The sequence below is a fragment of the Pantoea sp. C2G6 genome, from assembly GCF_051336815.1.
Classification (GTDB): Bacteria; Pseudomonadota; Gammaproteobacteria; order Enterobacterales; family Enterobacteriaceae; genus Pantoea.
The window spans coordinates 41,792-51,490 of sequence record NZ_JBGMNJ010000004.1 but is presented as its reverse complement, the minus strand read 5'-3'; the positions used below and the strand labels follow the sequence as shown (position 1 = coordinate 51,490).

Genomic DNA, 9,699 nt, shown 5'->3' with positions numbered 1-9,699 from the left:
GCCGCGACGCAGAAAAAAGGCCGTGACAGTTAACCCTGTCACGGCCTTAACACCGGATGAGATCTCAGAACAGCCGATTAACGAACCAGATGGAGGAAATGCAGGTGCTTCTCATACTGGTCAAGCATGTCATTGATGATCTGCTCCTGGGTCCAGCTCATGACGTCGTAATCCTGGCCGCCCTCTTTCAGATAAACTTCGGCGCGGTAGTAACGATGCTCTTCCTGCTTTTCATCCCCCAGCCCGGCCAGGGCGAAAGTGGGCTGAATATAGGAGCGCAGGCGTATTTCGTAAACGAAATTGAGCTCATTACCCAGGTCGACCTCAAAGCGCACCCGGTCATCGGAGTCATCCGCGATATGCGAGGAGGTACTCTGTTTCGCCAGCTCATCGCTTACCATCAGCATCGCCGGTTTAATCACCTCATTCATAAAGCGTTTTACGTTCGAACGCTTGGGGAAATAGGCGATATTACGTAACCGGCGCTGCCAGGAGATCGGGCTGCGGGCTACCGGCGGGGCAATGGTGGTGATCTGCTTACTTTCGCGCTTGTAGTAATCGATGCGCAGCGCTTTAAACAGCCCATAGATAGCGGTAAGCAGAATAATCGCAAAGGGCAGCGCACTGGCAATGGTCACGGTCTGTAAGGCTTTCATGCCGCCCGCCAGCAGCAGAACCACCGCGACAACCCCCATCAGTGAAGCCCAGAAAATACGCTGCCAGACCGGGGTGTTATCGGTGCCACCGGAGGCGAGGGTATCCACCACCATCGCCCCTGAATCGGCTGAGGTGACAAAGAAGACCACCACCATCGCCATGGCGATGAAAGAGAGCACCGAGCTGAACGGGAAATGCTCAAGGAAGTTGAACAGGGCCAGCGTCTGATCGGACTGGACGGTTTCGGCCAGGTCGCGTGCGCCTTTGCTCATAATCAGCCAGATGGCGCTGTTGCCGAAAAAGGTCATCCACAGCAGGGTAAAGCCCGCCGGGACAAACAGCACGCCGGTTACGAATTCACGGATGGTCCGGCCCCGTGACACGCGCGCGATAAACATGCCGACGAAGGGAGACCAGGCCAGCCACCATCCCCAGTAGAACAGGGTCCATCCGCCGAGCCATTTGCTGGATTTGGGTTCGTAGGCGTAGAGATTGAAGGTTTTATTGACGATCTCTGAGAGATAACCGCCGGTATTCTCCACAAAGGATTTCAGCAGCAGTACCGTCGGGCCCATCAGGCCGACCAGCACCAGCAGCAGGATCGCCAGCGTCAGGTTAATCTCCGACAGAATGCGGATCCCTTTATCCAGCCCGGAGACCACGGACAGCGTGGCAAGGCCGGTGATCACCACGATCAGTATCACCTGCACCGTCTCATTGACCGGTAAACCGAACAGATGATTGAGTCCGGCGTTCACCTGCAATACGCCGTAGCCCAGCGAGGTGGCGACACCCAGCACCGTACCAATCACCGCAAAAATATCGACGGCGTGCCCAATCGGGCCATAGATCCTGTCGCCAATGATCGGAAACAGCGCCGAGCGCAGCGTCAGTGGCAGACCATGCCGGTAGCTGAAGAAGGCGAGAATCAACGCCACGATGGCGTAAATCGACCAGGCATGCAGACCCCAGTGGAAGAAGGTGATCCGCAACGCCTCTTTGGCGGCCGCTACGCTTTCCGGCGTGCCGGAAGGCGGCGCCATATAGTGCATCACCGGTTCTGCCACGCCAAAAAACATCAGCCCGATACCCATCCCGGCAGAAAACAGCATCGCAAACCAGGAGACATAGCTGAAGTCCGGCTCTGAGTGATCCGGGCCAAGTTTGATGTCACCAAAGCGTGAGACGCCAAGATAAGCCACGCTCATTAAGATCAGGGCCACGGTCAGAATATAAAACCAGCTGGCGTTGGCAAAAATCCCCTCCTGTAGCGCACTAAGTTGCCGATCAGCCTGTTGAGGGAAGAGAGCGGCGAACGCGACGATCACAAAAATTAATATTGCGGAGGTGTAAAAAACGGGGGGATTGATTTTACTGCCAGGGGTTTTTCCCGGTATCTCGGAAGAAGACATAAAAATACCTGTAATCGATTGTTTCTAAATGTGGCAAATAGTATGGCAGAAAAATGGTGCTTTTTGGTCCCAGCTCGTTGATTAAGGCAAATCGGTTGACCGGGAGAGACGCCGCAGCAGGGAGCTTAGCCTGACCCTGAGGGCAGGCTAAAAAGAGTGGTTATTGAGAAACGGAGGGGGAATGAATTCCTGACAGATCGCGTAATCGCTGTCTGTCCGCTTCATGGCGCAGGCTCTCTTCGGCCCTCTGCTGCGCGTCTTGCGAAAAGGCCCGCGCGGCGGGGCCAAAGTACCCCGGACTCAGGGCAGCCAGCGCCAGCAGCGCTTTTTGCAGCCGTATCTGCACGTCAGGCAGCGCGGAGCCGTCGCGAGCGATGCCGCCAAAGACATCTTCAATCAGGTCGGCGGAAGCCAGGCCGCGCAGAAACAGGCGCGGATAGGTCACCTCCTGCGCCGGCTGCGGGTCACGCCACAACGAGAGCAGCCGTAACGCCCGTCCTGTCACATCAATCGCTGTGCCGGGATCGTTTACCGCAGGTGAAAGGGCGCGTGAGGCGATTTCCGACAACACGCAGAGACCAAAGCGCGGGTCCTGATCAAATGAGCGCATCGGGCCGATGGTAAAGGCCCGGTGAAGTTCGTCAGGATCGACCTCCGGCCTGGCGGGAAGCATCTCTGCCAGTAACGCGGCACCGTGAACAAAGCTGCCCGGCTGGCAGTGGATATACAAGCTGAGCTGATGTTTTTCGGCAAATTCGGCCAGCCGCGGCATATCGATATGCTGCACATAGCCCACCTGATCCGCGAATATCCTCTGCGGCGCCGCGTGCGTGACCGGCTCGCCATGCCAGGGGGTCGCGCCGAGATAGGGGTTTTCCAGACGCTGACGCAGCGCGGCGGCGGTGGCATCTTCCACGCGCTGAGTGGTCTCACCCATATGACCAAACTGCGCCAGATGATTTATCCAGCGCAGCAGCGTAATAACGATCAGCACAATCACGCCCAGGGTGACAAAGAAGAGGATCACCCGGCCTTCGCTGCCGTAGATCCCCATATTTAATGCAATGATGCCCACCAGGCTATACAAAAACGAGCCGATGAAAGTCGCGAGGACATTCTGTGTGGTGCGATCTTCAACCAGTAACCGGGTGGCACGTGGCGTGACGCTGCTGCTGGCGCTGTTGTAGGCGGAGACCATGATATTGAGCGAGAAAGTGGTCACCGCGAGCATGCTGGAGGCCAGAATGCCGAGAATTTCATCAACGGCATGATTGCCCGCCAGTACATAGACATGCGGCGGCATAAAGGATTTCAGCGCCGCGGCAACCAGCGCGGTGATCACCGCCAGCACAGCAAACAGGGAGGTGCGAAACCAGAGTCTGCGGGTTAACTGCGCCGCGAGCCAGCGCCATCTGGAGGTCATATCGTATCCTTTGCGAAAGATGAATAAAACGGCCCGGACGCATGCCCTGACCGGAATAACCGGAGCCGGTATTACAGGATAGCCTGCTTCAGCGCGATAACCGGTGAATAAACAGCTTGCTGACGGCAGGGACTGGCGGTGAGTGACGTGACTCTCATCTGAAATCTGTATTGATTAATTTTACTACATCTTTACGGCTGGCTGCCGATAGCAGAAAGACATTACAGCGTTATTAACCCAACCGATGAGACTCGCCAGTGAAAATTTCAACTCGCCTTTCCGCAGGCTTTGGCCTGCTCATTCTGCTGTTTATTCTCTGTAGCGGGATTGCGTTACACGCCCTGAATAAAGCCCGTGACGGCATGAACGATGTGGTCAATGTAAAGATGCAGCGTTACCAGCAGGTGCTGGAGATGCGTGGTGCGATACGGGATATGGGCATTGCCGTGCGCAACATGGCATTGATGAACGATCTTAAAGCGATGGAACCGGAGTGGAAACGTTTGCAGGCGCAGAAGGCGCTCTACATCAAAAACCGTGAAGCGCTCGCCCGGATGATGGATGACGCCACACCGGCGGCACGTGAAGCGTTCAGTAAGAGTCTGGCCTCTGAGAAAATGACGCTCGACTCACTGGAACAGGCGGGACAGCTGGGACTGGCTAACCGTGCGCAGGAGGCGACCACCTATCTGCTGACGGTGACTCGTCCGGCTCAGCGAGCGCTGCTGGATACGCTGAATACGCTGTCAGCGATTCAGAGCAAAGAGAGTCAGCAGGCTGTGGCGGTTAACAGCGCCTCCGCGTCGCGTACCGGATTTGTGCTGATGATTCTGGCGGGCTTATCAGTCTTGCTGGCGGTGGCGACCTGTCTCTTCACGGTGCGCGTTCTGATGCGTCAGCTGGGCGGCGAACCGGCGCAGGCACAGGCGCTTGCGGCAGCTATCGCGGCCGGGGATCTGACCTCTAAAGTGGTGTTGCGGTCGGGTGACAGCCGCAGCATGCTGGCCTCGCTGGACAGCATGCAGACCCATCTGCGCGAGCTGGTCTCCCGCATCAAAGAGGCGTCAGGTTCAGTGGCGCTGGCGGCGGATGAGATTTCACGCGGCAACAGCGAACTCTCCTCCCGGACCGAGGAGCAGGCGGCGGCCTTGCAGGAGACTGCTGCCAGCATGGAGCAACTCACCGCAACGGTGAAGAGCAACACCCTGGGGGCGCAGCAGACGGCGGGGTCGGCCCGCGAAACGGCCACGCTGGCGCGTGGCGGTGAAAACGATGTACAGCGCATGTCCGAGACCATGAATGGCATTTCGCTCAGCGCCGCTAAAATCCGTGATATTACCGGGGTAATTGAAGGTATCGCCTTCCAGACCAATATTCTGGCGCTTAACGCCGCCGTTGAGGCCGCGCGGGCCGGAGAAGATGGGCGCGGTTTCGCAGTGGTGGCGGGAGAGGTTCGATCTCTGGCCCAGCGCAGCGCAACGGCCGCACGCGACATTAAAACGCTGATTGAACAGACCGTGGGACAGGTGGAGCAGGGCGTTACAGTGGCCGCCGGAACCGGGCAGAGCATTCTGAAGATCGTGGGGATGGTCAGTGAGCTGGCAGAGGCGATGGATAATATCTCCCTGTCGTCGTCAGAACAGATGCAGGGCATCTCGCAGGTCAGCGTCGCGGTGAGTCAGATGGATGGCGTGACGCAGAACAACGCCGCGCTGGTGGAGGAGTCCTCCTCGGCTTCGCAGTCGCTCTCGGAACAGGCCAATGCTTTACGTGGCATGGTCGATTCGTTCCGCGTTCACAATCCGGCGTAAACAGAGCCGGCAGCAGGAGCTGCCGGTTTTATTTTGTGAGGGTGACGGGCTTTAAGTTTTTGACTGGCAGATCTATTCGCAGTGACTCAAGGCTGCCCGATTACACCAGCTGCCTCAGCGCGTCAGCAGTTGCTGGCAGGCGAGGTTATCCTGAGCGGCCCGCTGCTGCTCATCGGGCGTCAGCTGCTGCCAGTCGCCGACCACTTTGCGGCCCAGGCCAGGTTTAAAGCGGATTTTTTGCAGGGCGTAGTCAGAGTTACCGCCTTCGATAACGTTCTGCATTTGCTGAATGAACTGCTGCTCATCCTGATGATCGATGGCGCAGAACACGGCAACATAGTATGCCTTGTCTTCGTCGCTGTAGTGCGGGATAAACCACCAGGCCGCCGCGGCAATAATCAGCAGCAGCGGGAGCAGAAATTTCACTTTAGTCATCTTAGCTACCGGTTGGATATAAAAAAGTCAGCCGGATACGGCCAGACGCAGGGTGCGTATCCTGCCATAGATTCCGCTTTCCGGTCACGTTGTTAAACAGATGTTTAACTGAGGTTCAGACTCTGCCCGCCACATCCGCATCGCCTTGCCAGAATCCCCTTTCAACCCTGAACGTTAACAAACGCATTACTGTTAAAGGACGATCTGGCATGCTGAAGGCCGGTCCCGGCATCAGGAGAATAGCGTGAAAGTGATCGGTCTGTTAGGCGGAATGTCGTGGGAATCTACCGCACTTTACTACCGCATAATAAATCAGCAGGTAAAACAGCGGCTGGGCGGTCTGCACTCCGCGCAGCTGGTGCTCTTCAGCGTCGATTTCCAGCGCATTGAACAGCTACAGGCGGCGGGGGAGTGGCACCAGGCGGGAGAAATAGTCGCGGAGGCGGCACGCAATCTGGAGCGGGCCGGGGCTGAGTTTATCCTGTTGTGTACCAACACCATGCACAAGGTAGCCCCTCAGATCGACGCGGCGGTGGCGATTCCGCTGCTGCATATCGCCGATGCCACCGGACAGCGCATTCAGCAGGCCGGGCTGCGTAAGGTCGGCCTGCTGGCCACCCGCTTTACCATGGAACAGGATTTTTATCGCGGGCGTCTTCAGCAACAATTTAATCTGGAGGTGCTCACCCCGGATGAGGCCGATCGCGCTTTTGTCCATCAGGTGATTTATCACGAACTCTGTCTGGGTCATATTCATCCTGCGTCGCGCCAGCGTTTTGGTCAGATCATGCAGCAACTGGTGGCACAGGGAGCAGAAGGGATTATCCTGGGGTGCACCGAAATAACCCTGCTGGTGGATGCCACCGATGCCAGCGTACCGCTGTTTGATACCACCTCTATCCATGCGGAAGAGGCGGTGAACCAGGCGCTGGCCTGACGCTTTCAGGAGATCAGCATGAAAATCGATAATCTGCCGTTTGGTGTGACGCAGTGGGACCAGGTTGAAGAAATGATTCACCCCGGCGATCAGGGGCACGCGACCTGGCGAACCCTGAAGTTTAATCAGATCCGGGTTCGCATGGTGGACTATTCACCGGGCTACATCGCCGATCACTGGTGTGTTAAAGGCCACATTTTACTGTGTCTGTCGGGCGAGCTGCACACCGAGCTGGCCGATGGTCGTCGCTTCGTACTGACGCCGGGAGTCAGCTATCAGGTCGCGGATGACGCAGAACCGCATCGCTCCTCTTCGCCCACCGGGGCGCGGCTGTTTATCGTGGACTGACCGGCCGCAGAGGATACCCACCGCGCCGCCAGTAAGTGAATAATCAGGTTGTTGACACTTTTAAAAGTAAAATGAATATTCTTTATAAAAATCAGCAAAATTAATGGCTTATTTCATCAGAGTTATCTGGATCTGACGGGAATAATTTCCATCAGGTTGTATGCTTGAATCCTTATAAGATCATTCTGCATTCACCTGATTTGGGGAAGCCTGTGCTGATAAAAAAGAAGAAAGTTCGTTCCCATACCGAAGACCGACTGTTAGCGCTGGTGCTGGCGACCACCGCCGGTATCCTTAACGCGATGGCGCTGGGCGCGTTTGGTTTTTTCCCTTCGCACATGAGCGGTAACACTTCGCAGATCTCCGCCGAAGTGACCACCAGCGATCTCCACACCATGCTTTTTTTAGTGGTGCTGATTGTCGCCTTTGTGCTGGGCTGTACCGTTGCCAGACTCGCTGTGGTGGTGGGGCATAAACATAAACTCCGCACTATCTTCTGCCTGATTATCCTGGCGGAGGGAGCGGCCCTGACCGCGGCGTCGGTTTTTGAGCTGCTTTTCTACCGGCCAAGTTTCAACGGTGAAGTGCTGGTAATGCTGGGCTTTCTGATGGGGATTCACAACGCGACCTCGACCCAGCTCTCTAACGGGCGTGTCAGATCGACCCATATCACCGGCACCTTGACTGACGCGGGTATCGCGCTCGGCTCCTGGATCTTTTCGCACACCTCCCACGCCGCCCATCTTGAGACCGACGATCGCCGCTTTTTCCAGAAGGTGTTGCACACCCACCTCACCACGGTCTTCTCCTTTCTCAGCGGCTGTATTGCCGGTCTGCTGTTGTTTAAAGCCTATGGTTTTAACGCGATGGTGGGACTGGGGATCGTCCTGATGCTGGTGGCGCTCACCGCCATCGCGGTCACCGTTCAGCGCACCCGAAGAAGTCTCTACTGATAGCCACTCCCCTGAGTCGGGAACAGGCCCGATGCCGCGAAGGCAACGGGCCAGTGGGCTATTGCTGAGTGCACAGGGGCCGCACCACGATCTCATTCACATCAATATCGTCAGGTTGTTCGATGGCGTAGCGGACCGCACGGGCAATCGCGTCAGGCTGTAAGGCGATGGCGCGATAGTGCTGCATCGCTTCGGCCGCTGTCGAATCGGTGATGTTTGCAGCCAACTCGCTCTCCACCACACCGGGATGCACGCAGGTGACTCTGAGCTGACTGTTTTCCTGCCGCAACACACCGGAGATCGCCCGCACGGCAAATTGGGTGGCGCAGTAAACGGCTGCGATGGGCGAGACGGCCAGCGCGCCGACAGAGGCAATATTCATGATATGACTGTTTTTTGTTTAATCTATTGATTTTGTTATTTTTTTTAGTGAGTTATTGGGCGCGGTCTGTCAGTAATTGATTCAGTACCGCTACCTGCTCATCATTGCTTTCTGGCATCCACTTAACGCTGAAAATCAACTGCGCACTGGAGTGTCCCATCTGAAGCGATAAAAGATGTGTTTGCTCCGGCAGATTGAGACCAGTACGCATAAGTATGGTGGGTCTGATAAGCCTTGCGTCCTCGAAACTAACCTGTAATCACCCATTGAATATTTAACCTAAAAGCTAGCCAATAAAAAACTTTGAACTAAAAATGAATGAGTCGTCAGTTGTATTAGTTAAAGAGAGGTGAATTCTTTTCATCTTTGTTAAAACCAGGAAAATAATTTTTCGTGTATCACAACTTTCTGTAACTTTTATCGAATTTTAAGAGTGACTTAAATACAAGAGCGTCATCAGGTTACCAAAGTTGAAGAATATGACTGTTGAAATTAACAATTTTCTGGGCCCGTTTTCCCACAACTAAGTTTTGAAAACGATGACTGCAAGCGATATTCTGAATCAGCAATGCTGCAATGCTGCAATGTTGTTAGTTCAGGATGAAAATCTTTTTGGGGATAAAATATGGAAATGTTGAATCAAACGCAGTGGGGGATGGTTGCCGGTACATCTGGTGCATATGATCCTGCTTTTGCTGGTGCTGGTATGCGTCAGAGCCAGAGCGGCGGCAGGAGTAGCAATGGTCATGGCGGAACACCCTTTAATCCAAACCATCCAGATGTTATTACCTGCAATAATGGCATAATTGGTGGAATGATTTCTGGTTCTTTAGGCGGCGTCGGGGGGCTGGCTGTTGGGCTGATTGGTGGAGCGATTGCGGGAAATTGCTTCTCTAACGGAAATGGCGGCGGCGGAGGTAGTGGCTCTTCCAGTAACTGTGACGGCAGTAATACTTGCTCATGGTGAGATGAATGAACTCTAAGCTAATAAAATGCATATCAATATTTACAGGTATATTGATCTCGGCCTCATTATTAAGTGGTGCAAACGTAATGTTTGAAAGCTGGTTTGCTGCACCTGAAACAATTTCTAAAGTGCTAATCATGCTTTTATGTTTTATTGGTATGATAAAAGTTATTAACATTGCTCTGTCTTATTTTCTTTTGAAAAGATAATTATTAGCATGCAAATTAAAGGCTCGCTAAGGCGGGTTTTTTTTATTTTTGCGCACGCCAGTCAGTCGCTACACGCTTTTGAGGCCGCAGTGTTACATAACTCTCAACTAACAACATCAAGCCGCCATCATCCTGGTGGCGGGAATAAGAGCATGCTCAGAAAAT

General features: G+C 54.7%; 8 protein-coding genes and 1 pseudogene. 5 read left to right on the top strand and 4 right to left on the bottom strand.

Features of this window, described 5'->3' with window-relative positions; genetic code table 11:
• Positions 1–77: 77 nt before the first annotated feature.
• Together ACCW71_RS07635 and ACCW71_RS07630 are read right to left on the bottom strand one after the other, a co-directional pair.
• A complete protein-coding gene (locus ACCW71_RS07635) occupies positions 78–2,069 on the bottom strand; it encodes a BCCT family transporter (RefSeq protein ID WP_436370583.1) in 1,992 nt (663 codons plus the stop codon).
• A gap of 160 nt (positions 2,070–2,229) precedes the next feature.
• On the bottom strand, positions 2,230–3,492 hold the full coding sequence (locus ACCW71_RS07630; protein ID WP_436370582.1) for a DUF2254 domain-containing protein: 1,263 nt from the start codon (positions 3,490–3,492) through the stop codon (positions 2,230–2,232).
• A 257-nt stretch (positions 3,493–3,749) separates the two neighbouring features.
• On the opposite strand from ACCW71_RS07630, the gene ACCW71_RS07625 reads away from it, so the two are divergent.
• Entirely contained in the window at positions 3,750–5,303 is a 1,554-nt protein-coding gene (locus ACCW71_RS07625) for a methyl-accepting chemotaxis protein (protein WP_436370581.1), read from the top strand.
• 114 nt (positions 5,304–5,417) lie between these two features.
• Here ACCW71_RS07625 and ACCW71_RS07620 read toward each other — a convergent pair whose 3' ends face one another.
• Entirely contained in the window at positions 5,418–5,738 is a 321-nt protein-coding gene (locus tag ACCW71_RS07620; protein ID WP_436370580.1) for a hypothetical protein, read from the bottom strand.
• Between the two features lie 244 nt (positions 5,739–5,982).
• Between ACCW71_RS07620 and ACCW71_RS07615 the strand changes: the two genes are divergently transcribed.
• The 3 genes from ACCW71_RS07615 to ACCW71_RS07605 all read left to right on the top strand — a co-directional run bounded on the left by ACCW71_RS07615 (position 5,983) and on the right by ACCW71_RS07605 (position 7,976).
• Positions 5,983–6,675, top strand: a complete 693-nt coding sequence (locus tag ACCW71_RS07615) for an aspartate/glutamate racemase family protein (RefSeq protein WP_436370579.1) — start codon at positions 5,983–5,985, stop codon at positions 6,673–6,675.
• 18 nt (positions 6,676–6,693) lie between these two features.
• A complete protein-coding gene (locus ACCW71_RS07610; RefSeq protein WP_436370578.1) occupies positions 6,694–7,023 on the top strand; it encodes a DHCW motif cupin fold protein in 330 nt (109 codons plus the stop codon).
• A 212-nt stretch (positions 7,024–7,235) separates the two neighbouring features.
• Positions 7,236–7,976: a YoaK family protein gene (locus ACCW71_RS07605; protein WP_436370577.1), complete on the top strand. Its 741-nt coding sequence runs from the start codon at positions 7,236–7,238 to the stop codon at positions 7,974–7,976.
• A gap of 58 nt (positions 7,977–8,034) precedes the next feature.
• Here ACCW71_RS07605 and ACCW71_RS07600 read toward each other — a convergent pair.
• Positions 8,035–8,364: pseudogene (locus ACCW71_RS07600) on the bottom strand (SDR family oxidoreductase); the annotation flags it as partial.
• Between the two features lie 619 nt (positions 8,365–8,983).
• On the opposite strand from ACCW71_RS07600, the gene ACCW71_RS07595 reads away from it, so the two are divergent.
• Entirely contained in the window at positions 8,984–9,325 is a 342-nt protein-coding gene (locus ACCW71_RS07595; protein WP_436370576.1) for a hypothetical protein, read from the top strand.
• Positions 9,326–9,699: the final 374 nt, after the last annotated feature.